The following is a 23,758-nucleotide window of genomic DNA, read 5'->3' as shown; positions in this document are numbered from 1 at the left end:
TCAAAAAAAAACTTAGCATCTTAGAATCTTAGGAACTTAGAACCTTCCAAAAGCATCTTAGGAACTTTCTTTTTTAATTCTTATTTTTGCATAAAAGGAGAAAATTACATGCAGAAATATATTGACCAGCTCAACGAAGCGCAGAGAGCGCCTGTTTTAAAGAAAGACGGGCCAATGATTATTATTGCTGGTGCAGGTTCGGGAAAAACACGTGTTTTAACAATTAGAATTGCGTATTTGATGGCTCAAGGTATTGATGCCTTCAATATTTTGTCGCTTACTTTTACCAATAAAGCAGCCCGCGAGATGAAACACAGGATCTCGGATATTGTGGGAGCGAGCGAAGCAAAGAACCTTTGGATGGGAACTTTCCACTCTATTTTTGCTCGTATTCTGCGTGCCGAATCAGATCACTTGGGGTATCCTTCAAATTTTACCATTTATGATTCTCAGGATTCGGCTAGACTGATTTCTTCTATTATAAAAGAAATGCAGCTGGATCGCGATGTTTACAAACCAAAACAAGTTTTAGGACGTATATCTAATTATAAAAATAGTTTAATTACGGTTAAAGCTTATTTTAACAATCCAGAATTGGTCGAGGCCGATGCAATGGCTAAAAGACCGAGATTAGGAGAGATTTATCAGCAATATGTTGATCGCTGTTTTAAGGCTGGTGCAATGGATTTCGATGATTTGTTGTTGAAAACCAACGAATTATTGACTCGTTTTCCTGAGGTTTTAGCTAAATACCAAGATCGTTTCCGTTATATTTTGGTTGATGAGTACCAAGATACGAATCACTCTCAATATTTGATTGTTAGAGCTTTATCGGATAGATTTCAGAATATCTGTGTGGTTGGAGATGATGCGCAGAGTATTTATGCTTTCCGTGGTGCGAATATCAATAACATTCTGAATTTCCAGAAAGATTACGAAGGCGTAATTATGTTCCGTTTAGAGCAGAATTACCGTTCAACAAGAAATATTGTAGAAGCGGCAAATACCGTGATGGAACACAATAAAACCAAACTAGATAAAGTGGTTTGGACAGCAAACGAATTTGGACCAAAAATTAAGGTTCATAGAAGTTTGACTGATGCAGAAGAAGGTCGTTTTGTTGCAAGTACGATTTTCGAACAGAAAATGCAAAATCAATTGCATAATGGTGCTTTTGCAATTTTGTATCGTACCAACGCTCAGTCGCGTGCCATGGAGGATGCTTTGAGAAAACGTGATATTCCGTATAGAATTTATGGCGGTTTGTCTTTCTATCAACGTAAAGAGATTAAGGACGTTTTATGTTATTTGCGTCTGGTTCTAAATCCGAAAGACGAAGAAGCTTTGGTTCGTGTAATCAATTATCCAGCACGTGGAATTGGAGATACGACAGTTGAAAAATTAACTATTGCGGCTAATCATTACAAACGTTCGATTTGGGAAGTAATGGTAAATATTGATAAAATCGATTTGAAATTGAATGCTGGTACAAAGAACAAATTGAAAGATTTTGTTACTATGATCCAGAGTTTTCAGGTTATCGATCAGAATCAAGATGCTTTTTATATTACAGATCACGTTGCAAAGAAAACCGGATTGGTTCAGGAATTGAAGAAAGATGCTACTCCTGAAGGAATGGCCAAAATTCAGAATATCGAAGAGCTTTTAAACGGTATTAAAGATTTTACAGAAGGACAAAGAGAAATTGATGGAGCAAGAGGTGCGCTTTCTGAGTTTATGGAAGATGTAGCTTTGGCAACCGATTTGGATAAAGATACAAACGATGATGATCGTGTTGCTTTGATGACAATTCACTTAGCAAAAGGGCTGGAGTTTCCGCATGTATTTGTGGTGGGTATGGAAGAAGATTTGTTTCCAAGTGCTATGAGTATGAGTACAAGAAGTGAATTGGAAGAAGAGCGCCGATTGTTCTATGTAGCGTTAACCCGTGCAGAACATCAAGCGTATTTGACTTATGCCCAGTCTCGTTACCGTTGGGGGAAACTAACGGATAGTGAACCTTCTCGTTTTATTGAAGAAATTGACGGTCAGTTTTTGGAATATTTGACTCCAGCCGAAACAAATTATCGTTATAAGTCTCCAATTGATGGCGATATTTTTGGAGATGTAGATAAATCAAAATTGCGATTGGCAAAACCGGTAGGAGGAACTCCGCCAAAACATATTACAGACAACAATCCAAAGCCTGATTTGAATATTAGAAAACTAAAACCGGTTTCTGGAAATGCGCCAAGTAACGGAAATTCGAATTTATTTGACAGTAAACTAACTGTTGGAAATGTGGTAATGCACGAACGTTTTGGAAAAGGAGAAGTGATGAATCTAGAAGGTGTTGGGCCAGATAGAAAAGCAGAAATTAAATTTGAAGTTGGAGGAATTAAGAAATTGTTGTTAAGATTTGCTAAATTAGATGTCGTAGGATAATAATATTTTTGTTTCAGGTTTCAAGTTTCAGGTTGCTTGACTTTGAGAATAACTGCATAACTTGAAACTTTATATCTGAAACAAAAACTAACAAAAAACAAAATGGCCGAATTTATTAAAATATACCCAGATAAACCTAGTGAAGCTGCTATTGCAAAAGTGGTAAAAGTGCTTCAGAATGGCGGTTTGGTAATTTATCCAACTGATACTGTTTATGGTTTAGGTTGTGATATTACCAATTCGAGAGCGTTGGAAAAAATTGCTAGAATAAAAGGCGTAAAATTAGAGAAGGCGAACTTTTCATTTATTTGCCACGATTTGAGTAATTTATCAGATTATGTAAGGCAGATTAATACGTCAACGTTTAAGATTTTAAAGAGAGCCTTGCCGGGACCATATACTTTTATTTTACCTGGAAATAATAGTTTGCCAAAAGAGTTTAAAAAGAAAACTACAGTTGGTATTCGTGTACCTGATAATAGTATCATATTAGAGATTGTTCGCCAGTTAGGAAATCCGGTTGTTTCAACTTCTATTCGAGATGAAGATGATGTAATAGAATATACTACTGATCCAGAATTAATTTTTGAAAAATGGCAGAATATTGTAGATCTTGTAATCGATGGAGGCTATGGAGATAATGTAGGTTCTACAATTATTGATCTTTCTGAACATGAGCCAGTTATCGTAAGGGAAGGTAAGGGAGATATTGATATTTTGTAAAAAAATACACTAAAAGTATAAAAGTAGAGAAATTATGAGTAACTTTATTATGTTAAAATTTAGTTAGTTACTTAAAAATAATGCTATTCTTGATTTATATTTAATTGGTTATTAAAAAAATTAAGGATACATAAAAGCAGGTCATTAGACCTGCTTTTTCTGTATTATAAAGTATGTGAAACTCTAATTATTTTTGTTGTTTCTTCATTTCTTTTTCAATCATATCATAGAATTGATCGATTTTTGGCATAACAACAATACGAGTTCTTCTGTTACGAGCTTTGTTTTCAGCAGAATCGTTTGCAACTAATGGTACATAAGAACTTCTACCTGCAGCAATTAATTTAGCTGGGTTAACACCAAGATCGTTTGTTAATACACGAACGATTGAAGTAGAACGTTTAACACTCAAATCCCAGTTGTCTAAGATAATTCCGTTGCTTTTGTAAGGAACGTCATCAGTGTGTCCTTCAACCATACATTCGAAATCTGGTTTGTCGTTTACAACTTTAGCAACTTTTGCTAAAACAGATTTAGCTTTGTCACTTACATCGTAGCTTCCGCTTTTGAATAATAATTTATCAGCGATAGAGATAAATACAACTCCTTTTTCAACATTGATTTCGATGTCTGGATCATTAATTCCAACTGCACCTTTCAAGCTTGTAACTAATGCTAAAGTAACACTGTCTTTTTTAGTTAAAGCATCTTGAAGTCTAGAAATTTTCAAATCTTTTTCTTTTAAACTTTCAAGAGATTTTTCAAGGTTTTCAGCACCTTTAGTAGTTAAGATAGTTAAATCTTTAGAGCTGTTGATTAAATCTTGATTATGTTGTTTGTAGCTTTCAGCTGTAGCAGCTAATCCAGCTTTTTCTTCTAAGCACGTGTTTAATTTTACAGTACAAGAGTTTAACAAATCTTGAGTCTCTTTGTTTTTAGCTTCTAACTCTGCATATTTCTTTTTAGAAACACAAGATGTTAGGGCCATTAATACTGATAGTGCGATAACTATTTTTCTCATAAATTTAATTTTAATTAGACTTGATTACAAATTTAGTTTTTAATATTTTGAATACTGTTAAAGATTTCTTTAAATAAGGTCAATTTCTTGATATAATAAAGGAAAACGATGCTTTTCACCGAATAGTATTGCTGTATTTGAAAATCTTTTCGTTTTTTAAGATATTTTAAAGATAAGCAATAAAAAGAAAAATGGGCTTTTAAAATAGCAAAAGTGTGCCCGAATTTACCTTGTGTAAGAAAACGGATACCGGCAATACCATCTAATACCATGCGGAAAAAAATCACAAAAAATAATCCTTTTGAAGGCAGATTTTTAACCAACATTAGTAATGAATTTCTAAAATTCAAATACGTTTTTTTAGGATTTCCTTGTTGTAAAGTTGCGCCGCCAACATGATAAACAACAGATTGGTAATTGTATTTTATAATATGCCCTTCATTTGAAGCTCGCCAGCATAAATCAATTTCTTCTTGATGTGCGAAGAAGCTTTCATCAAAACCTCCCAATTCATGAAAAACTTTCTTTCTAATAAAAAAACAAGCGCCTGAAGCCCAGAATAATTCTATATTATCATTGTATTGCCCATTGTCTTTTTCAATTGTATCGAATATTCTTCCTCTGCAAAAAGGAAATCCGTATTTATCGATAAAACCACCAGCAGCACCTGCATATTCAAAATATTCCTTGTTTTTAAAGTCAAGAATTTTTGGCTGAATAATAGCAGTTTGATTTTCTTTTTCGAAAATGTCTAGAATGGGTTGAAGCCAATTTTCTGTGACTTCAATATCTGAATTTACTAATGCATATATTTCAGCATCAATATGTTTTAAGGCGTCATTATAACCTTTTGCAAAACCATAATTGCCGGAGTTTTTTACAATTTTTACGGTTGGAAAATGTTCTGTAACATACGCAACAGAATTGTCCGTAGAATCATTGTCAGCAACGTAAATTGTTGCTCCTTCTGAAAACTGAATAACAGAGGGTAAAAACTGCTCCAGCAATTTTACTCCGTTCCAATTTAAAATGACAACTGCTATTTTATCCAAAGGTACTTAGTCTTTATTATTTGTTAGTGGTTTTCTTTATAGTCAGGCAGATTTTTTAAAAACTCATATTTCTCGTTTTCAAAATCCATTTGACAATAAAAATGGTTCAGTCCGTTCGTAACATTCAAAAACCGTGCCTGCATTGTCATATTGTAACGTGCAATTTGATCAAAAGTTGCCTGAGAGATTTTAACTTCTGGCGCTTTGCACTCTACTAATATGTGTATAGAACCATCTGGGTTAAATACAACAACGTCGTATCGTTTTCGTAATCCGTTGACGGTTAAAACTTTCTCGACATTAATAAGTGATTTGGGATATTTTTTTTCATGCATTAAAAAATGAACTACGTGTTGGCGAACCCATTCTTCTGGCGTAAGAATTATAAATTTTTTCCTGATTTCATCAAAAATAGACACTTTATTTTCGCTATTTTTGAATCGGAAAGTATAAGCTGGGAAATTAAGTTTAAGCATAAAGCAAAAATATAAAATAGTTTCAGGTTTCAAATTTAAAGTTTCAAGTTTTGAAACAGAATTTGAAACCTGAAACTTGAAACAAAAGATTGAATGGACGAAGTAGTAAAAATTGTTAACGAAATTAAAGCCGGAGATATTAAACCGATTTATTTTTTAATGGGTGAAGAACCTTATTATATAGATAAATTGTCTGAATATATTGAACAGAATGTATTAGCTGAAGAAGAAAAAGGTTTTAATCAGACAGTTTTATATGGAAGAGATGTATCAATTGATGATATTGTTTCAACGGCCAAGCGCTATCCTATGATGGCTGAACGTCAGGTTGTTATCGTAAAAGAAGCGCAGGATTTATCCAGAACAATTGATAAAATAGAGTCTTATGTAGAAAATCCAATGCAAACAACTGTTTTAGTTTTTTGCTATAAATATAAGACACTAGATAAACGTAAAAAAGTTACTAAGCTATTAGGACAAAAAGGTGTTGTTTACGAAAGTAAAAAATTATACGAAAATCAAGTAGGAGACTGGATTAAACGCGTTTTGGCTGGGAAAAAATATACAATTGATCCGAAAGCCAATGCCATGCTTGTAGAATTTTTAGGTACAGATTTGAGTAAAATCAACAACGAGCTAGAAAAACTACAGATTATTTTACCGCAAGGCACGATGATTACTGCAGAGCATATTGAAGAGAATATTGGTTTTAGTAAAGATTATAATGTATTTGAACTTAGAAAAGCAATCGGAGAGCGCAATCAATTGAAAGCTTATAAGATAGCAGAGAATTTTGCTCATAACCCTAAAGAATATCCTTTAGTTATGACTACTGGATTGGTATTTGGATTCTTTGTCCAGCTTTTAAAATACCACGGATTAAAAGATAAAAACCCTAAAAATGTCGCTTCGGCACTTGGAGTTAATCCGTATTTCTTAAAAGAATATGATTTGGCAGTAAAAAACTATCCAATGAGAAAGGTGAGTCAAATTGTTGGAGCCTTACGCGATATTGATGTTAAAAGTAAAGGTGTGGGAGCCAATGCTTTGCCACAATCGGATTTGCTAAAAGAAATGCTCTATAAAATATTTAATTAAGCCATTAAAATTCACGATATTTGCGTTTCTAAAAATTTTACTACTTAAAAATAATTGCACAATTATGGGAATGAATAAAAATACCATTTTAGGATGGGCAACTTTGATAATGGTACTTATGGGGTTGTTGCTTATAGCTCTTGGAATCTTTAGATATAGTGATGTTTCAGGATGGGGATTTGCTGCTGTTGGAGTTGGATTTTTTGCTAATGCTTGGGTATTCAATGCTTTGAAAGGCAGAGTTTAGAATTTTGAGATTAAAAAAAAGTAAATAATTATAATAAAAAAATAAAAAATGTCAGACGATAAGAAAGTAATTTTCTCAATGCAGAAATTGAGCAAAACCTATCAGGGAGCAGACAAACCGGTTCTTAAGAATATTTATCTTAGTTTCTTTTATGGTGCTAAGATTGGTATTTTGGGACTTAATGGTTCTGGAAAATCTTCTCTTTTAAAGATTATTGCTGGAGTTGACAAAAACTACCAAGGAGATGTAGTTTTTCAACCTGGATATACAGTAGGATATTTAGAGCAAGAACCAATTCTTGATGATTCTAAGACAGTTATCGAAATTGTACGTGAAGGAGCTGCAGAAACAATGGCAGTTTTAGAGGAGTACAACCAAATCAATGACTTATTTGGTCTTCCAGAATACTACGAAGATCAGGATAAAATGGATAAATTGATGGACCGTCAAGCGGCATTACAAGACAAAATTGATGCTCTTGGTGCTTGGGAAATCGATACAAAATTAGAAATCGCAATGGATGCGTTGCGTACTCCAGAAGGAGATACACCAATTAAAAACCTATCAGGAGGAGAGCGTCGTCGTGTAGCTTTATGCCGTTTGTTATTGCAACAGCCAGATGTATTGTTATTAGATGAGCCAACCAACCACCTTGATGCTGAGTCAGTTCTATGGTTGGAGCAGCATTTAGCGCAATATTCAGGAACTGTAATTGCTGTAACGCACGACCGTTATTTCTTGGATAATGTTGCCGGATGGATTCTAGAGTTAGATAGAGGAGAAGGTATTCCATGGAAAGGAAATTATTCTTCTTGGTTGGATCAAAAATCAAACCGTATGGCTCAAGAAGAAAAAGTGGCTTCTAAACGTAGAAAAACTTTAGAACGTGAGTTGGAGTGGGTTCGTCAAGGAGCTAAAGGTCGTCAGACTAAACAAAAAGCACGTTTACAGAATTACGACAAATTATTAAACGAAGATCAAAAACAACTAGATGAAAATCTAGAAATTTATATCCCGAACGGTCCACGTTTAGGTACAAATGTTATTGAAGCTAAAAACGTTGCTAAAGCTTTTGGTGAAAAATTATTGTATGATAATTTGAACTTTACTTTGCCACAAGCTGGTATTGTTGGAATTATCGGACCAAACGGTGCTGGTAAATCGACTATTTTCAAAATGATTATGGGAGAACAAGCTACGGATAGTGGTGAATTTTCTGTTGGTGAAACTGTAAAAATTGCTTACGTAGATCAGTCGCACTCTAATATTGATCCAAACAAATCTATTTGGGAAAACTTTGCTGATGGTCAGGAATTGATTATGATGGGAGGAAAGCAAGTGAACTCAAGAGCTTATTTATCACGTTTTAACTTTGGTGGTGGCGAGCAAAACAAAAAAGTTTCAATGCTTTCTGGTGGAGAACGTAACCGTTTACACTTGGCAATGACTTTGAAAGAAGAAGGAAACGTGCTTTTACTGGATGAGCCAACAAATGACCTTGACGTAAATACACTTCGAGCTCTTGAAGAAGGTTTAGAAAATTTTGCAGGTTGTGCTGTAATTATTTCTCACGACAGATGGTTCTTGGATAGAATTTGTACGCATATTTTAGCTTTTGAAGGAGATTCTGAAGTTTATTTCTTCGAAGGAAGTTTCTCTGATTATGAAGAAAACAAAAAGAAACGTCTTGGTGGTGACTTAACTCCTAAGCGTTTGAAATACAGAAAATTGATCAGATAGTTTCTGATAAATTTCAAATAAAAAATCCCAAGTTCCAAATTTACCGGAGTTTGGGATTTTTATTTTGAATTGAATATGTTTTAGATATCGTATGTTGTAAGTTTTGCTATTGGAATTTGGGATTTCAGAATTTTGGAATTTCTTAAAGAAACTTAGATTTCAACTCTAAAGTCGGAATCATACAGCTTTCTTTCTTGCCGTACCAATTGTATCTGTTTTTTGCAACATAATCATAAATCCTATCACTTATAAAAATTGGTACAATTCTAAAGACAGGAGTTAACTTCCATAAACCTCCAAAATTTTTAGCTATTTCAATTACTGCCGAAGACTTATAAAAATACGCTGTTTTTGGATCGTACAAAATAATACTATCCATTTTAGAAAAACTGATTCCTAGATGTTTGCAAATGGAAATACCCAATTCTGATTGCAATGCAACAAATCTAAAAATGTCTTTTTTGTCATGGTTTATAATGTATTGCACAGCAGAACTGCACAGATTGCAAACTCCGTCAAAAAGAACTATTTTTTTATTTTCTGGAAGGCTTTCCATTTTATTGTGTTTATTTCAAATTTTACATTTCACGTTTTGATATACATAAAAATGAACTTGGATTAATTAAATTAGTACTTATTAATTCTGCTTATTGAATTGTCGTTTTTAATAAATTTTATAAATCAAAAACGGCTTTAATAAATCCTTTAAGATGAATTTTAAAAAATAAAGCATCTATTTTATCGTATTTTATAAAAACGTTTCTTAAATCGTTTCATTTTGGTTTTGCAGTTTTTTAGCCGTTTTTAAAGATTGAAAACTGCCACCGAGACTGAAATTTTTACTTTTTAACCGCTTCAACCAATTCCAATTCATCTAAACTTACTTTCGAAGTAAAAATTCCGTAATTAACTGTTGCTTTATTTTTTTCGATTAAATCAATACTTCCAACAGATCTTCCGTCAAGCATTCTTACTCTATCGCCAACTTTCAAAATTGGTTTTGGTTTTTCAATAACGGGTTTAAGTTTCTTCTCTTTTTTCTCTTTTCGAATTTCCTCAACTTTTACCTGTACTTCAGCAATAATTTCTTTTTGTTTTTCAACTTTTGCTTTTACTTCTTTCGGAGTTGCTTTTTTACGTTTAGAGTTTTCGATCTCAACAATTTTCAAAAATTCACCGATCAGTTCTTTTTTGTTTTTGTTGTTGAAATACTTCTCAGCAATATCATCAATTTTTTGTCCAATGTAAATTATCTTTTGGTTGCTGTCATATAATTCCTGATAGCTTTCCAATTTTTGTTGGATTCTTGTATTGATGTTTTCCATCTTTTTGCTTTCTTCTCGAGCACGAGTTTCTTCTTCTTTCAGATTCAAAGAAGTTTTTTCCAACTTCGAACGCTCTTTCTGTAGAGTAGCAATTGTTTTATCAAAACGAACTTTTCCGACTTCAATTTTCTTTTTTGCACGATTGATCAATCCAAACGGAATTCCATTTTTTTGAGCAACTTCAAATGTAAACGAACTTCCTGCCTGACCCAAAGCTAATTTATACATTGGTTCAAGAGATTTTTCGTCAAACATCATATTCGCATTTATAGCATATGGTAGCTCGTTTGCTAAAATTTTTAAATTGGAATAATGTGTTGTGATAATTCCGAACGCTTCACGATGATAAAATTCCTCCAGAAAAATTTCAGCCAAAGCACCACCCAATTCAGGATCAGAACCTGTACCAAATTCATCAATTAAAAACATGGTTTTGCTATTACATTTCTTTAAAAAGTAATTCATGTTTTTTAATCGGTAGCTATAAGTACTTAGGTGATTTTCAATAGATTGATTGTCTCCGATATCAGTTAAGATTCTATCAAATAAAAAAGTTTCGCTTCTTTCATGAACCGGAATCAAGATTCCAGATTGGAGCATTAATTGCAATAAACCAACTGTTTTTAAGGAAATGGTTTTTCCTCCAGCATTTGGTCCCGAAATTACAATAATTCTATTTTCTTGTTTTAACTCAATGGTCTGCGGATGCGTAACTTCTTTTTTCTGCTTATTGTTAAGATATAAAATTGGATGATACGCTTCTCTAAAGAATAATCTTCTTTCTTCTGTAATTGTTGGTAAGATTCCGTTTATTCGATTTGCATATTTTGCCTTTCCTGCAACTACATCAATGTCGCTCAAAAAGTCTTGATATTCAATTAATAAAGAAAGATACGGACGAATTACATTTGATAGATTTTTTAAAATTCTTGTAATTTCTTCTTTCTCTTCGTATTCTAAGTTTGCTAATTCGCGAGAATATTTCAAAGTAGCTTCAGGTTCGATATAAGCAATGCTTCCAGTTTTGGAACTCCCTAAAATTGAACCTTTTACTTTACGACGATACATCGCTAAAACCGCTAAAACTCTACGGTTTTGTACAAAACTTTCTTTAATATCGTCTAGATAACCCAAGCCGTTGTACTGCGTTAAAGCGACACCAAAACTTTGATTCACTTTTCCGCGAACTAAGTTCATGTTTTGTCTAATCCCAGCCAAAGCAGGAGAAGCATTGTCTTTTATTTCGCCATATTTATCTACAATTGCATCAATTGCAGTAATAATGTCTTTGGTTAATTCTACTCTTGAGGCTCTAGCATTTAAATTGGGATAATAGTCATCGAATTTTTTCAAGAAATTCAGTAAGACATTTGTTGTTGCGGAAAGATTTGCGATTTTTCTAAAACTTCCTACTTCAAGAAAGCTATCCTCAATTGCTAAGAATTTAATTTCGTGCGTGATAGCGTCAAATCCGTGATTTGGAATTGCGTTATTATTTTGAAAAGAAGATACGTACTCTGATGTTTGCATCAGCGATTGCATTAATTCTTCTTTGTCTCTAAATGGTTTTATTTGTAAAGCCTTTTCTTTTCCAATATCGGTGTTGCAACCATCTGAGATGGTTTCCAAAACAGTTGGAAATTGTAAGTCTTGTAATGTTTTTTCTGTAATACTGATCATTTAATTTCTTTATGAAAGTAGAGGCAAAAGTACGAAAACAATAATGAATTATGAGTTTTTTTCTTTATTGTCATTTTAATTTTTGACTTTCGATTTTTGATATTTTTCTTTTTAGTAAATATGATTTTAAGTAATTATTTCTGAAATTCGCATAAAAAAAATTATGGACGTAAAAATGCATTCTTCTTGGAAACCAGTTTTGAATGAAGAATTCGAAAAACCATATTTCAACGATTTAATCGAATTTGTAAAATCTGAATACGCAACAAAAGTTTGTTATCCAAAAGGAAATCAGATTTTTTCAGCTTTTGATCATTGTCATTTTGATGAAGTAAAAGTGGTTATTATTGGACAAGATCCTTATCATGGACCAAATCAAGCCAATGGATTGTGTTTTTCTGTAAATGACGGAATTCCTTTTCCGCCATCACTTCAAAATATATTCAAAGAAATTCAAGATGATTTCAATATACCAATGCCTAACACAGGTAATTTGGAACGCTGGGCAGATCAAGGTGTTTTTCTGTTAAATGCAACTTTAACGGTAAGGCAATCTGAAGCAGGAAGTCATCAGGGAAAAGGATGGGAAAAATTTACAGATGCAGTTATCAAGCAAATTTCTGCTGAAAAAGAAAATGTTGTTTTCTTGCTTTGGGGAGGTTTCGCTCAAAAGAAAGCTGCTTTGATTGATGCTTCAAAACATCATATTTTAAAATCGGGACATCCTTCGCCATTAAGTGCAAATAGGGGATTTTGGTTCGGAAATAAACATTTTAGTCAGACAAATACTTTTCTGAAATCTAAAGGATTGAAGGAAATTGAGTGGTAGAATATAGAAATGGGGTTCTATTTTAATAATGTAGAGCCTCAATTTGTTTTGTTTAATTGATGTAAACAAAAACTCTTAAAATTTAAATTATGGAAAGTATTTCTTAAGTGGCTAAAAAATGCATCTTTTACTTCTATAAAATGTTTTAAGTAGGGGTATTTTTTCTTTCGTACTTCATCTTCATATAATAATGCTAAATTTTCAATATTTGAAATTGATTCCCCAGCCATATGAGCTAAAATAATTCCTTTCAATATTCGGTTGTCGTAGCCGCCCGCTATAAAACCTGGTTTGTCAATTTTATAATCATTCACAAGTTGGTTGAGAAATTCAATATCTCTACATTTATTCAAAAAAGGTTTCAAATATTGTGAATACAATAAATACCAATCATCAGCTAAATTTTGAATTGAAATGCTATTTGTGTCCCACCAAAAATCATTTGGTATATTTACATCAGACATTTCATGATATTCTTCAGCAATAAATTGAGTTGATCCTCCAACAATATTGCTCGTTTGCAATGAATAATAATTATTCATCACTAATTTTTGAATTTCATTAAATGTTTGTGATGAGTAAAATCCATTAATCTTAATCACAATTCCCGTATTCATTTTAATTGTATACGCTTGCAAAGTGAAAATGTGGTTACCATCAATTAAAATAAACTCTTGGCTTGATCTTTTGAAGATATATCCATCAAATGAAAGTTTTTCAGATAGTGCTTTATAAAAATGTTCTCTGAAAGATTTTATGTTTACAGAAGTTATTTTCTCGTTCATGTGTCACACATTTTATCTGAAAAAAAACGATTGCTTTTGTCTATGAATTAAAAAATCACTTTTTTACAATTTCTTCTAAAACAGCTTTATTTTCGTAATTAACTACTTTTAGAATAATCTCTTGATTTTTTACTGTCTTTCCTTCAATGATATAAAGTTTTCCTTTATTGAACGGAACATTACTTTGGTCAAAATCTACATCTCCATAAGTTAATGTATTTTTAACGTCTGCTGTGTCAACCCATTTTTCGCTTAAAGTCTGAACGGCTTTTGGAGAATATTGAAAAGGTTTTGTTCTAAGGTTATTTAAAACTCGAGCATTTGGGAAATAATTACAACGAGTGTCTTTTCCAATAAAAAATCCTGATACAATAAAACATCCCATTACGAGACCAATCAGATAATATGCAAAACGGTATGCGAACTTCATGAAATATTTTTTTTGCAAAGGTACACTAAAGTTCCTTTAGAATACAAGTAAATTAATATCGTTATCAGGTAAATCAAACCAATCGCCAATCGCTTTATTGGTTAAAATTCCGTGATACAGATAAATCCCGTTTTTGAGACCTTTGTTGCAACGAATTGCACTTTCAATACCACCATCTTCAGCTATCTGATGAAGATAAGGAGTTAGGATATTACTTATTGATAATGAAGCAGTTTTGGAATAACGTGAAGGTATATTAGGCACACAATAATGTAAAACGTTGCTTTTTATAAATGTAGGTTTTTCATGAGTTGTAACTTCCGAAGTTTCAAAGCAACCGCCCGTATCGATGCTGACATCAACAATTACAGCTCCTTTTTTCATGTGCTCAACCATTGTTTCATTCACCACAATCGGACATCTTTCTTTTCCGCGCATGGCGCCAATGGCTACATCACAACGTCTTAAGGCTTTTAATAAACCTTTTTGCTGTATAGTTGAAGTAAAAATTCTTTGATTCAAATTGTTTTGAAGACGACGTAGTTTTGTAATAGAATTATCAAAAACTTTTACGTTTGCACCAAGTCCAATAGCGGTTTTTGCGGCAAATTCACCAACTGTTCCTGCTCCTAAAATAACAACTTCAGTAGGAGGGACGCCTGTAATGTTTCCAAACAAAAGGCCTTTTCCAAATTCGTTAGTAATCATTAGCTCAGCTGCAATAAGGATTGAAGCTGTTCCTGCAATTTCGCTTAAAGATTTTACTGCAGGATAGGATCCATCTTCATCTTTAATATATTCAAAAGCTAAAGCTGTAATCTTTTTTTGCGCTAGCGCTTCGAAGTATTCTTTCTTTTTAGTTTTAAGCTGAATAGCAGAAATGATAACTGTTTCAGGATTGATCATTTCGATTTCTGCTAGAGTAGGCGGTTCTACCTTTAATAGAAACGGACAGCCAAAAACTCTTTTAGTGTCTTTTGTGATTTCTGCACCAGCATCTGCATATTCTTTATCTGTATAACTCGAACTTTCTCCCGCTCCAGATTCGATCATAACGCGATGACCTTCATAAGTTAAGGAAGTGACTGCATCGGGCGTAAGGCAGATACGGCGTTCCTGGTAACTTGTTTCTTTAGGAATTCCTATAAAAAGTTCTCTTTTAAAACGACCTACCTCAAGTTTTTCTTCTTGCGGTATTAATTGTTGTTTTGTAAATGGAGTTAATGTGATTGACATGGATAATGCAAAAAATTAAAGGTACAAATTACGTAAAAAGTTTTAAAATTAGTGTAAAAATTCTGCTAATAGTAAGGATCAATATTAAGCTAATTTTAATTCCCTTTTTTCATCTGCTAATAACTCAATTGTTATTGTTGAAGTGTCTTCAGGAAGGAGACTCGCAATTTTTTCAGACCATTCAATAAAACACCAATTTCCGGAGTATAAATAATCATCAACTCCCATATCTAGCGCTTCGGTTTCTTTGTTTAATCTGTAGAAATCAAAATGATAAACGGTTTGGTTATTAGAAGTTTGATATTCATTTACAAGAGAAAAAGTCGGACTGCTTGTAGCGTCTTTAACCCCTAAACTTTTGCATAACTGTTTGATTAAAGTTGTTTTTCCAACTCCCATTTCGCCATTAAAAAGAATGATTTTTTTTGGATTTGAAGCAATAATCTGCTCTGCAACTTCTTGAATTTGATCTAATGAAAAAACGATGTTCATTGTATGTGTTGATTTTTGCCACGAATTTCACGAATTTTTACGAATTAATTCTTTCTTTTCAATTAAAATTAGTGTCAATTTGTGAAATTCGTGGCGATAAACTTTTATTTCGGATTAAATACCAAGAACGGAATAATCATTTCTTCTAAAGAAATTCCGCCATGCTGATACGTGTTTTTGTAATAACTCACATAATGATTATAGTTGTTTACATAAGCCAAGAAAAAATCATTTTTGGCAAAAATAAACGAACTACTCATGTTTATGGCGGGTAAACCAATGGTTTTAGGCTCTTTTACTACATAAACATCTTTTTGTTCGTAAGTCAAACTACGTCCTGTTTTATAACGCAAATTTAGACTTGTATTTTTATCTCCCACAACTTTCGACGGATTTTTTACATTAATTGTTCCGTGATCTGTTGTTAAAATTAATTTGAAGCCTAAAAGCTGTGCTTGCTGAATAATTTCTAGTAATGGAGAATTTTTAAACCAGCTTAGAGTTAAAGAACGATACGCTTTGTCGTCTGATGCTAATTCTTTTACTACTTCCATTTCGGTTTTAGCGTGCGAAAGCATGTCAACAAAATTGTAAACCACCGTTACTAAGTCATTTCCTTTTAAAGCTTTAAAGTTTTCTGCTAACTTTTTTCCGCCAGCATAATTGGTGATTTTAAAATAATCTTCTTTAATGTTTAAACCCAAACGTTTTAATTGAGCGGATAAAAATTCTGCTTCGTAAAGGTTTTTTCCACCATCTTCAACATCATTTTTCCAATATTCAGGAAACTGTTTTTCCATTTCTAAAGGCATTAAACCTGAGAAAATTGAATTTCGCGCATATTGAGTAGCCGTTGGAAGAATAGAGTAGTAAGGTACTTCTTTTTCTAATTTGTAATAATTTGAAATGACAGATTCAAAAGATTTCCATTGATCGTATCTTAGATTGTCTATTACCACAAATAGAATCGGCTTGTCTTTCTTTTTAAGTTCAGGTACAACAAGTTCTTTAAATAAGGTGTTGGACTGTATCGGTTTATCTGCTTTTGGAGCAAACCAATCTTCGTAGTTTCGTTCAATGAACTTTCCGAATTGGGAATTGGCTTCTACTTTTTGAGATTCTAAAATTTCGATCATCGCTGTATCATTGATGTCTTCTAGTTTTAATTCCCAAAAAAGCAATTTTTTATACAATTCAATCCAGTCTTCATAAGAATTAACCATTGCCAATTCCATTGAAATTTTCCTGAATTCCTTCTGGTAATCTAAAGTTGTTTTTTCTGTGATTAATCTCGAATCATCCAAATTTTTCTTCAAACTCAATAGAATCTGATTCGGATTTACGGGTTTAATCAAATAATCAGCAATTTTAGAACCAATGGCTTCTTCCATTATATATTCTTCCTCACTCTTGGTGATCATAATCATCGGAATTGCTGATTTTTTTTCTTTCATTTCAGAAAGCGTTTCCAATCCGCTCATTCCAGGCATGTTTTCGTCGAGAAAAACAATATCAAAATTATCTTCTTCAAACAAGGCAATCGCGTCTAATCCGTTATTGCAAGTAATAACTTCGTAATTCTTTTTTTCGAGAAATAATATGTGAGGCTTTAAAAGATCGATTTCATCGTCGACCCAAAGTATTTTTATCTTATCCATAAATCAATTTAATTTTACTGCAATTTAAAGTTATAGAACTTAAAAAGTATTAAAAATAGTATAAAATTACCAAAGTCGAAGCATGATTTTATTTTGAATTTTAACATTTTTAAATGTATTTTATTGATAATCATGGTAATTTAAAGTGTGATTTTTAAATAAAAAACACCAAACTCTTTATACTTATTTACTTATATTTGTTGACCAAAAAAATAACTGGACTGTGACTCAGATCAATAAATTAAAAATATTCAACGACCCTATATATGGTTTCATTACGATTCCGAACGAACTAGTTTACGACTTAATTCAACACCCTTACTTTCAGCGTCTGCGTCGTATTTCTCAGATGGGATTATCGTATTTGGTGTATCCTGGAGCAAATCATACTCGTTTTCATCACGCATTAGGATGTATGCATTTGATGAAGAAAGCAATTGATACGCTTCGTTTTAAAGAGGTTGTGATTTCTGAAGAAGAAGAAAATGCGCTTTTAATAGCAATTTTGCTTCACGATATTGGGCACGGGCCATTTTCGCATGCTATGGAAAAAAGTATTGTAGAAGATGTGCATCACGAAGCGATTTCGTTATTGTTTATGAATCAGCTGAATGAAGAATTTGACGGAAGATTAAGTTTGGCAATTCAGGTTTTTAAGGGAGAATATCATAGAAAATTCATGCTGCAATTGATTTCAAGTCAATTGGATATGGATCGTATGGATTACTTAAAACGAGATAGTTTTTATACAGGTGTAGCTGAAGGAAATGTAAATTCTGAACGATTGATTCAGATGATGAATGTTGAAAACGATGTTTTGGTAATTGAAGAAAAAGGAATTTATTCCGTCGAGAAATTCTTACTTTCTAGAAGATTAATGTATTGGCAGGCTTATTTGCACAAAACCAGTTTAGTAGCTGAGTTAATTTTAATGAAGGTGCTGAAGAGAGCAAAAGAACTGACTTTGAAAGGAGTTAAATTGCCTTGCAGTGAGCCTTTGATGTATTTCATGCAAAATAAAATTACACTAGAAGATTTTGATGCTGAGAAATTGGATTTGTTTTCGCAATTAGATGATTTTGATATTATTAGTGCGCTGAAAGCTTGGCAGAGACATAATGATTTTATACTTTCTACTTTAAGCAAAATGATAATTAACAGAGATTTGTTGAAAATTAAGCTTAGTGCGGAAAAAATTCCGATGGAAGAATCTCAGTCTTTAAAAGAAGAGTTTGCAGAAGCACATCAAATTTCGGCAGTAGATGCTGGATATTTTATTTTTAGAGGGAAAATAAAAAACCAAGCATACAGTAAAGAAGCAGAACCTATTCGTATTTTGAAAAAAGATAAAACAATTGAAGATGTTGTTGAAGCTTCTGATCAGCTGAATTTGAAATCGTTATCTAAATTGGTGACAAAATATTATATCTGTTTTCCAAAACAACTTATATAAAATTAACATTTAAAATCTATTTTTTATATTTTTGTCGCGATGAAATTTACAGCAGAACAAATAGCAGGAATTTTAGAAGGAGAAGTTGTTGGGAATCCCAATGCAGAAGTTTCTAAGCTTTCTAAAATCGAAGAAGGAGACGAAGGATCGCTTACTTTTTTGGCTAACCCAAAGTATATCAATTATATATATACTACAAAAGCGACGGTAACAATTGTTAATGATAGCTTTATTCCGGAACAGGAAATTACAACTACACTAATTAAAGTGGAAGATGCTTATGCGGCGTTTTCTAAACTTTTGCACTTTTATAATCAGGTAAAATTAAACAAAACAGGAATCGAACCACAGTCATTTATGTCTGAGGGAACCAAATATGGAGAAAATCTGTATTTAGGAAGTTTTGGTTATATCGGACAAAATGTAGTTTTAGGTAATAATGTAAAAATATATCCAAATAGTTTTATTGGCGACAATGTTACTATTGGTGACAACGTATTCATTTTTGCTGGTGCAAAAATCTATTCCGAAACTGTAATTGGAAACAATTGCACGATTCATTCTGGCGTTATAATTGGTGCTGATGGTTTTGGTTTTGCTCCAAATGAAAATGGTGAATACAGTAAAGTGCCGCAAATTGGAAACGTTATTATTGAAGATAATGTAGATATTGGCGCTAACACAACAATAGATAGAGCAACTCTAGGTTCTACAATAATTAGAAAAGGAGTTAAGTTAGACAATCAGATTATGATTGCTCACAATGTAGAAATTGGAAAAAATACCGTGATAGCCGCTCAAAGTGGTGTTGCTGGTTCTACAAAAATTGGAGAGAATTGTATGATTGGAGGGCAGGTAGGTATTGCAGGTCATTTAACAATAGGAAATAATGTTAGGCTTCAAGCGCAATCGGGTGTAGCCAGAAACATTAAAGATGATGAAGTTCTACAAGGAACTCCGTCTCTTGGATATACAGATTTTAATAAATCGTACGTTCATTTTAAGAATCTGCCTAAAATTGTGGCTGAAGTTGAAGAATTAAAAAAACAAATAATAAACCCAAAAAATGGAAATAATGGTTAAACAGAAGACCATCAAAAATGAAATTTCGCTAACAGGAGTTGGTTTACACACTGGAAAAGAAGTTACAATGACTTTTAAACCTGCACCCGTTAATAATGGTTTCACTTTTGTAAGAGTAGATTTGCAAGGTCAACCGGTAATTGAAGCTGATGCTAATTATGTTGTTAATACTCAAAGAGGAACAAATCTTGAGAAACTAGGTGTGAAAATTCAAACACCAGAACATGTTTTAGCTGCAGTGGTTGGATGTGATTTGGATAATATTATTATTGAATTGAATGCCTCTGAACTTCCAATTATGGATGGTTCATCAAAATATTTTGTTGAAGCTATTGAAAAAGCTGGAATCGAAGAACAAGACGCACAACGTAATGTTTACGTAGTAAAAGAAGTTATCTCTTTTACAGACGAAGCAACAGGAAGCGAAATTCTTGTTATGCCAAGCGACGAATATCAGGTTACTACTATGGTAGATTTTGGTACGAAAGTTTTAGGTACTCAAAATGCTACTCTTAAAAGTTTAACAGATTTTAAATCTGAAATTGCAAGCTCTAGAACTTTTAGCTTCTTACACGAATTAGAGTCTTTGTTAGAGCACGGACTTATTAAAGGTGGAGATTTAAACAATGCAATTGTATACGTAGATAAAGAAATCTCTGAATCTACAATGGAGAATTTAAAGAAAGCATTTGGTAAAGAAGAGATTTCTGTTAAGCCAAATGGTGTTTTAGATAATTTGACTTTACACTATCCAAACGAAGCAGCAAGACATAAACTTCTTGATGTAATTGGAGATTTGTCTCTTATCGGAGTTCGTATTCAAGGAAAAATTATTGCTAACAAGCCAGGGCATTTTGTAAACACTCAATTTGCAAAAAAATTAGCAAAAATTATCAAAATAGAGCAGAGAAATCATGTTCCTACTTATGATTTGCATCAAGAGCCATTGATGGATATTCATAAAATCATGTCTATGCTACCTCACAGACCTCCATTCTTGTTAATCGACAGAATTATTGAAATGTCTGATCGTCACGTAGTAGGATTGAAAAATGTTACGATGAACGAGAATTTCTTCGTAGGTCACTTCCCAGAAGCTCCAGTTATGCCAGGTGTATTAATTGTAGAAGCAATGGCACAAACAGGTGGGATTTTAGTATTAAGCACTGTTCCAGATCCTGAAAATTACTTAACATATTTCATGAAAATTGACAATGTTAAATTTAAGCATAAAGTGTTGCCAGGCGATACTTTAATTTTTAAATGTGAGTTAATTTCTCCTATCAGAAGAGGAATTTGCCATATGCAGGCTAACGCTTACGCAAATGGTAAATTAGTTACTGAGGCAGAATTAATGGCACAAATAGCAAGAAAACAATAATAAATTATCAAATTTATTGTTTAGGTTTGTTGCTTCAAATTAGAATATTTTAATTAAAAATATAAAACATACAGATGAATCAACCATTAGCATATGTTCATCCAGGCGCGAAAATCGCTAAAAACGTTGTAATAGAGCCATTTACAACAATTCACAATAATGTTGTTATTGGTGATGGTACTTGGATTGGTTCAAACGTGACCATTATGGAAGGTGCTCGAATTGGAAAAAACTGTAACATTTTTCCAGGAGCTGTAATTTCTGCAGTGCCACAAGATTTAAAATTTGGAGGTGAAGATTCTCTTGCTATTATCGGTGATAATTGTACAATTAGAGAATGTGTAACTATAAATAGAGGAACAATTGCTTCTGGTCAGACTGTAATTGGTAATAATTGTTTAGTAATGGCTTATGCTCACATAGCGCACGATTGTGAGATCGGAAATAATGCAATTATTGTAAATGGTGTTGCATTAGCTGGACACGTAGTGGTTGGTAATCATGCTGTTATTGGAGGTTTAGCTGCAATTCACCAGTTTATCCATATTGGAGATCATGCCATGATTTCTGGAGGATCATTGGTTAGAAAAGACGTTCCTCCGTTTACAAAAGCGGCAAAAGAGCCTTTGTCTTATGTGGGGATCAATTCTGTTGGTTTAAGAAGAAGAGGTTTTACTACTGAAAAGATTAGAGAAATTCAGGAAATCTACAGAATTTTATACCAAAAGAATTACAATACCACTCAAGCTTTAAGTATTATTGAGGCTGAGATGGAAGCGACTCCAGAAAGAGATGAAATTCTAGATTTTATTAGAAATTCTTCTCGAGGAATTATGAAAGGTTACTCAGGGAACTATTAATTTTAGAGTTTAGATTTCTGATTTTAGATTTCTAAACGACAGATAATAAATAACAAAAAAGTGAAGATTGATTCTTTGTCTAGAATCTAAAATCTACATTCTAAAATCTAAAATAAAAAAAAACAAATGGCATCTACATCAGATATTAGAAACGGATTGTGCATTAAATTTAATCACGATATCTATAAAATCATTGAATTTCTTCACGTAAAACCTGGAAAAGGTCCAGCTTTCGTAAGAACAAAATTGAAAAGTTTAACTTCTGGTAAAGTATTAGACAATACTTTCTCAGCAGGTCACAAAATTGACGTTATTCGTGTTGAGACGCATACATTTCAATACTTATACCCAGAAGGTGATGAATTTCACTTTATGAATGCTGAAACGTTTGAGCAGATTTCTTTAAACAAAAACATTTTGGATGCTCCAGATTTGTTAAAAGAAGGAACAAACGTTATGGTGCAAATTAACACAGAAACAGATTTGCCATTATCAGTAGATATGCCTGCATCTGTAATTCTTGAAGTTACTTATGCTGAGCCAGGAGTAAAAGGAAATACGGCTACAAATGCTACAAAAAATGCTACGGTAGAAACTGGAGCAAATATAAATGTCCCTTTGTTTATTAACGAAGGCGATAAAATTAAAATTGATACAGCTTCAGGTTCTTACATGGAGCGTGTTAAAGAATAGTTATTTTAATTAAGATAATTTGACAATGAGTCAATTAGATAATCTGTGAATCGACATAATTTTGTATATTCACATTCTAATTGACTCATTTTCTAATTTACAAGTTTTCTAATTATACTATATGAAATTTCCAAAGAGTCATTCTTTACAAGAAATTGCCAATTTGCTTAACTGCAAATTTATTGGAGACAAAGACTTTCAAGTTTTAGGCATGAACGAGATACACGTTGTAGAGCCTGGAGATATTGTTTTTGTGGACCATCCAAAATACTATGATAAAGCTTTACAATCGGCTGCGACCATTGTTTTGATAAACAAAGAAGTAGAATGCCCAGAAGGTAAAGCGCTTTTAATCTCAGATGACCCTTTTAGAGATTTTAATACTCTTACAAAGCATTTTAAGCCTTTTCAGTTTGCTAATGTCGCTATTGCAGCATCTGCAGAAATAGGAGAGGGAACTATAATTCAGCCCAATACATTTGTTGGGAACCATGTAAAAATTGGTAAAAACTGTCTAATACATTCTAATGTTTCTATTTACGATCATACTGTAATTGGAGATAATGTAATCATACATGCTGGAACTATTCTAGGAGCCGATGCTTTTTACTATAAGAAACGTCCAGAAGGCTTTGATCAGTTAGTTTCTGGTGGAAGAGTTGTTATTGAAGATAATGTTGGTATTGGAGCTTTGTGCACAATCGATAAAGGTGTTACGGGAGATACAACAATTGGAGCTGGTTCAAAACTAGACAATCAAGTGCATGTTGGACACGATACCGTAATTGGTAAGAAATGTTTAATTGCTTCTCAAACCGGTATTGCTGGCTGCGTGATTATTGAAGATGAAGTTACAATGTGGGGTCAGGTAGGAACTACAAGCGGTATTACAATTGGTTCAAAAGCTATTGTAATGGGGCAGACAGGTGTAACTAAGTCAGTTGAAGGTGGAAAATCGTATTTTGGCACTCCAATTGAAGAGTCTAGAGAAAAATTGAAACAATTAGCCAATATTAAGAAGATTCCTGAAATTTTAAATAAATTGAAGTAA

General features: G+C 32.8%; 22 protein-coding genes. 12 read left to right on the top strand and 10 right to left on the bottom strand.

The window, feature by feature from the left end; all coding sequences use genetic code 11:
* Window positions 1-108 precede the first annotated feature (108 nt).
* On the top strand, window positions 109-2,445 hold the full coding sequence (locus tag SOM12_RS12150; protein ID WP_095929257.1) for an ATP-dependent helicase: 2,337 nt from the start codon (window positions 109-111) through the stop codon (window positions 2,443-2,445).
* 102 nt (window positions 2,446-2,547) lie between these two features.
* Window positions 2,548-3,168 carry an L-threonylcarbamoyladenylate synthase gene (locus SOM12_RS12145; protein ID WP_320493597.1) on the top strand — a complete coding sequence of 207 codons (621 nt, stop codon included), beginning with the start codon at window positions 2,548-2,550 and terminating at the stop codon, window positions 3,166-3,168.
* A gap of 187 nt (window positions 3,169-3,355) precedes the next feature.
* On the opposite strand, the gene SOM12_RS12140 is transcribed toward SOM12_RS12145, so the two are convergent.
* Genes SOM12_RS12140 through SOM12_RS12130 form a run of 3 tightly spaced genes read right to left on the bottom strand, consistent with a single transcriptional unit; the run spans window position 3,356 to window position 5,717 of the window.
* Window positions 3,356-4,189 carry an OmpA/MotB family protein gene (locus SOM12_RS12140; RefSeq protein ID WP_095929259.1) on the bottom strand — a complete coding sequence of 278 codons (834 nt, stop codon included), beginning with the start codon at window positions 4,187-4,189 and terminating at the stop codon, window positions 3,356-3,358.
* 32 nt (window positions 4,190-4,221) lie between these two features.
* Window positions 4,222-5,241 (bottom strand): glycosyltransferase, encoded by a 1,020-nt coding sequence (locus SOM12_RS12135; protein WP_320493596.1) that lies wholly within the window; start codon window positions 5,239-5,241, stop codon window positions 4,222-4,224.
* Window positions 5,242-5,264: 23 nt separating this feature from the next.
* Window positions 5,265-5,717 carry a type I restriction enzyme HsdR N-terminal domain-containing protein gene (locus SOM12_RS12130; RefSeq protein WP_248726757.1) on the bottom strand — a complete coding sequence of 151 codons (453 nt, stop codon included), beginning with the start codon at window positions 5,715-5,717 and terminating at the stop codon, window positions 5,265-5,267.
* Window positions 5,718-5,810: 93 nt separating this feature from the next.
* Here SOM12_RS12130 and holA point away from each other — a divergent pair, with 93 nt between their 5' ends.
* The 3 genes from holA to ettA all read left to right on the top strand — a co-directional run bounded on the left by holA (window position 5,811) and on the right by ettA (window position 8,802).
* Window positions 5,811-6,815 (top strand): DNA polymerase III subunit delta, encoded by a 1,005-nt coding sequence (holA, locus tag SOM12_RS12125; protein ID WP_095929262.1) that lies wholly within the window; start codon window positions 5,811-5,813, stop codon window positions 6,813-6,815.
* A gap of 64 nt (window positions 6,816-6,879) precedes the next feature.
* The gene (locus SOM12_RS12120) at window positions 6,880-7,062 is read left to right on the top strand and encodes a CAL67264 family membrane protein (RefSeq protein WP_095929263.1); all 183 of its coding nucleotides are present in this window, start codon (window positions 6,880-6,882) and stop codon (window positions 7,060-7,062) included.
* Between the two features lie 48 nt (window positions 7,063-7,110).
* Entirely contained in the window at window positions 7,111-8,802 is a 1,692-nt protein-coding gene (gene ettA / locus SOM12_RS12115; RefSeq protein ID WP_095929264.1) for an energy-dependent translational throttle protein EttA, read from the top strand.
* A gap of 142 nt (window positions 8,803-8,944) precedes the next feature.
* Here ettA and SOM12_RS12110 read toward each other — a convergent pair whose 3' ends face one another.
* Together SOM12_RS12110 and SOM12_RS12105 are read right to left on the bottom strand one after the other, a co-directional pair.
* Window positions 8,945-9,358, bottom strand: a complete 414-nt coding sequence (locus tag SOM12_RS12110; protein ID WP_320493595.1) for a thiol-disulfide oxidoreductase DCC family protein — start codon at window positions 9,356-9,358, stop codon at window positions 8,945-8,947.
* Window positions 9,359-9,641: 283 nt separating this feature from the next.
* A complete protein-coding gene (locus tag SOM12_RS12105; RefSeq protein WP_320493594.1) occupies window positions 9,642-11,807 on the bottom strand; it encodes an endonuclease MutS2 in 2,166 nt (721 codons plus the stop codon).
* A 163-nt stretch (window positions 11,808-11,970) separates the two neighbouring features.
* Here SOM12_RS12105 and SOM12_RS12100 point away from each other — a divergent pair, with 163 nt between their 5' ends.
* Window positions 11,971-12,636, top strand: a complete 666-nt coding sequence (locus tag SOM12_RS12100) for a uracil-DNA glycosylase (RefSeq protein ID WP_320493593.1) — start codon at window positions 11,971-11,973, stop codon at window positions 12,634-12,636.
* A gap of 38 nt (window positions 12,637-12,674) precedes the next feature.
* Here the strand turns inward: SOM12_RS12100 and SOM12_RS12095 are convergent, their stop codons facing one another.
* The 5 genes from SOM12_RS12095 to SOM12_RS12075 form a co-directional block, all read right to left on the bottom strand.
* Window positions 12,675-13,421 carry a hypothetical protein gene (locus SOM12_RS12095; RefSeq protein ID WP_320493592.1) on the bottom strand — a complete coding sequence of 249 codons (747 nt, stop codon included), beginning with the start codon at window positions 13,419-13,421 and terminating at the stop codon, window positions 12,675-12,677.
* A 55-nt stretch (window positions 13,422-13,476) separates the two neighbouring features.
* Window positions 13,477-13,851, bottom strand: a complete 375-nt coding sequence (locus tag SOM12_RS12090) for a DUF4258 domain-containing protein (protein WP_095929268.1) — start codon at window positions 13,849-13,851, stop codon at window positions 13,477-13,479.
* 36 nt (window positions 13,852-13,887) lie between these two features.
* Window positions 13,888-15,087, bottom strand: coding sequence for an alanine dehydrogenase (locus SOM12_RS12085; protein ID WP_095929269.1), 1,200 nt, complete (start codon window positions 15,085-15,087; stop codon window positions 13,888-13,890).
* Between the two features lie 84 nt (window positions 15,088-15,171).
* On the bottom strand, window positions 15,172-15,579 hold the full coding sequence (tsaE, locus tag SOM12_RS12080; RefSeq protein ID WP_320493591.1) for a tRNA (adenosine(37)-N6)-threonylcarbamoyltransferase complex ATPase subunit type 1 TsaE: 408 nt from the start codon (window positions 15,577-15,579) through the stop codon (window positions 15,172-15,174).
* A 104-nt stretch (window positions 15,580-15,683) separates the two neighbouring features.
* Complete coding sequence (locus SOM12_RS12075) at window positions 15,684-17,237, bottom strand: bifunctional response regulator/alkaline phosphatase family protein (protein ID WP_320493590.1); 1,554 nt, start codon at window positions 17,235-17,237, stop codon at window positions 15,684-15,686.
* Between the two features lie 223 nt (window positions 17,238-17,460).
* Between SOM12_RS12075 and SOM12_RS12070 the strand changes: the two genes are divergently transcribed.
* The 6 genes from SOM12_RS12070 to SOM12_RS12045 all read left to right on the top strand — a co-directional run bounded on the left by SOM12_RS12070 (window position 17,461) and on the right by SOM12_RS12045 (window position 23,758).
* Window positions 17,461-18,690: an HD domain-containing protein gene (locus SOM12_RS12070; RefSeq protein ID WP_320493589.1), complete on the top strand. Its 1,230-nt coding sequence runs from the start codon at window positions 17,461-17,463 to the stop codon at window positions 18,688-18,690.
* Between the two features lie 39 nt (window positions 18,691-18,729).
* Entirely contained in the window at window positions 18,730-19,773 is a 1,044-nt protein-coding gene (lpxD, locus tag SOM12_RS12065; protein ID WP_095929273.1) for a UDP-3-O-(3-hydroxymyristoyl)glucosamine N-acyltransferase, read from the top strand.
* On the top strand, window positions 19,766-21,154 hold the full coding sequence (locus SOM12_RS12060) for a bifunctional UDP-3-O-[3-hydroxymyristoyl] N-acetylglucosamine deacetylase/3-hydroxyacyl-ACP dehydratase (protein ID WP_095929337.1): 1,389 nt from the start codon (window positions 19,766-19,768) through the stop codon (window positions 21,152-21,154). The genes lpxD and SOM12_RS12060 overlap by 8 nt, the downstream gene beginning before the upstream one ends.
* A 74-nt stretch (window positions 21,155-21,228) precedes the next feature.
* Window positions 21,229-22,014 (top strand): acyl-ACP--UDP-N-acetylglucosamine O-acyltransferase, encoded by a 786-nt coding sequence (gene lpxA, locus SOM12_RS12055; RefSeq protein ID WP_091497682.1) that lies wholly within the window; start codon window positions 21,229-21,231, stop codon window positions 22,012-22,014.
* A 126-nt stretch (window positions 22,015-22,140) separates the two neighbouring features.
* On the top strand, window positions 22,141-22,707 hold the full coding sequence (gene efp / locus SOM12_RS12050) for an elongation factor P (protein WP_095929274.1): 567 nt from the start codon (window positions 22,141-22,143) through the stop codon (window positions 22,705-22,707).
* Between the two features lie 121 nt (window positions 22,708-22,828).
* Window positions 22,829-23,758, top strand: coding sequence for a UDP-3-O-(3-hydroxymyristoyl)glucosamine N-acyltransferase (locus tag SOM12_RS12045; RefSeq protein ID WP_320493588.1), 930 nt, complete (start codon window positions 22,829-22,831; stop codon window positions 23,756-23,758).

This window comes from Flavobacterium sp. CFBP9031, from assembly GCF_034044945.1.
In the GTDB taxonomy this organism is placed as follows: Bacteria; Bacteroidota; Bacteroidia; order Flavobacteriales; family Flavobacteriaceae; genus Flavobacterium.
Note: the sequence above shows the minus strand (reverse complement) of the source record. Positions and strands in the feature narration are given on the sequence as shown.

Bases quoted from the DNA above. Each gene is read 5' to 3' on its own strand.
- SOM12_RS12085 (WP_095929269.1), bottom strand. From the start codon at position 15,087: ATGTCAATCACATTAACTCCATTTACAAAACAACAATTAATACCGCAA.
- SOM12_RS12140 (WP_095929259.1), bottom strand. From the start codon at position 4,189: ATGAGAAAAATAGTTATCGCACTATCAGTATTAATGGCCCTAACATCT.
- SOM12_RS12045 (WP_320493588.1), top strand. From the start codon at position 22,829: ATGAAATTTCCAAAGAGTCATTCTTTACAAGAAATTGCCAATTTGCTT.
- holA (WP_095929262.1), top strand. From the start codon at position 5,811: ATGGACGAAGTAGTAAAAATTGTTAACGAAATTAAAGCCGGAGATATT.
- SOM12_RS12090 (WP_095929268.1), bottom strand. From the start codon at position 13,851: ATGAAGTTCGCATACCGTTTTGCATATTATCTGATTGGTCTCGTAATG.
- SOM12_RS12100 (WP_320493593.1), top strand. From the start codon at position 11,971: ATGGACGTAAAAATGCATTCTTCTTGGAAACCAGTTTTGAATGAAGAA.
- lpxA (WP_091497682.1), top strand. From the start codon at position 21,229: ATGAATCAACCATTAGCATATGTTCATCCAGGCGCGAAAATCGCTAAA.
- SOM12_RS12095 (WP_320493592.1), bottom strand. From the start codon at position 13,421: ATGAACGAGAAAATAACTTCTGTAAACATAAAATCTTTCAGAGAACAT.
- SOM12_RS12060 (WP_095929337.1), top strand. From the start codon at position 19,766: ATGGTTAAACAGAAGACCATCAAAAATGAAATTTCGCTAACAGGAGTT.
- efp (WP_095929274.1), top strand. From the start codon at position 22,141: ATGGCATCTACATCAGATATTAGAAACGGATTGTGCATTAAATTTAAT.
- SOM12_RS12105 (WP_320493594.1), bottom strand. From the start codon at position 11,807: ATGATCAGTATTACAGAAAAAACATTACAAGACTTACAATTTCCAACT.
- SOM12_RS12150 (WP_095929257.1), top strand. From the start codon at position 109: ATGCAGAAATATATTGACCAGCTCAACGAAGCGCAGAGAGCGCCTGTT.
- lpxD (WP_095929273.1), top strand. From the start codon at position 18,730: ATGAAATTTACAGCAGAACAAATAGCAGGAATTTTAGAAGGAGAAGTT.
- SOM12_RS12145 (WP_320493597.1), top strand. From the start codon at position 2,548: ATGGCCGAATTTATTAAAATATACCCAGATAAACCTAGTGAAGCTGCT.
- SOM12_RS12130 (WP_248726757.1), bottom strand. From the start codon at position 5,717: ATGCTTAAACTTAATTTCCCAGCTTATACTTTCCGATTCAAAAATAGC.
- ettA (WP_095929264.1), top strand. From the start codon at position 7,111: ATGTCAGACGATAAGAAAGTAATTTTCTCAATGCAGAAATTGAGCAAA.
- SOM12_RS12120 (WP_095929263.1), top strand. From the start codon at position 6,880: ATGGGAATGAATAAAAATACCATTTTAGGATGGGCAACTTTGATAATG.
- SOM12_RS12110 (WP_320493595.1), bottom strand. From the start codon at position 9,358: ATGGAAAGCCTTCCAGAAAATAAAAAAATAGTTCTTTTTGACGGAGTT.
- tsaE (WP_320493591.1), bottom strand. From the start codon at position 15,579: ATGAACATCGTTTTTTCATTAGATCAAATTCAAGAAGTTGCAGAGCAG.
- SOM12_RS12075 (WP_320493590.1), bottom strand. From the start codon at position 17,237: ATGGATAAGATAAAAATACTTTGGGTCGACGATGAAATCGATCTTTTA.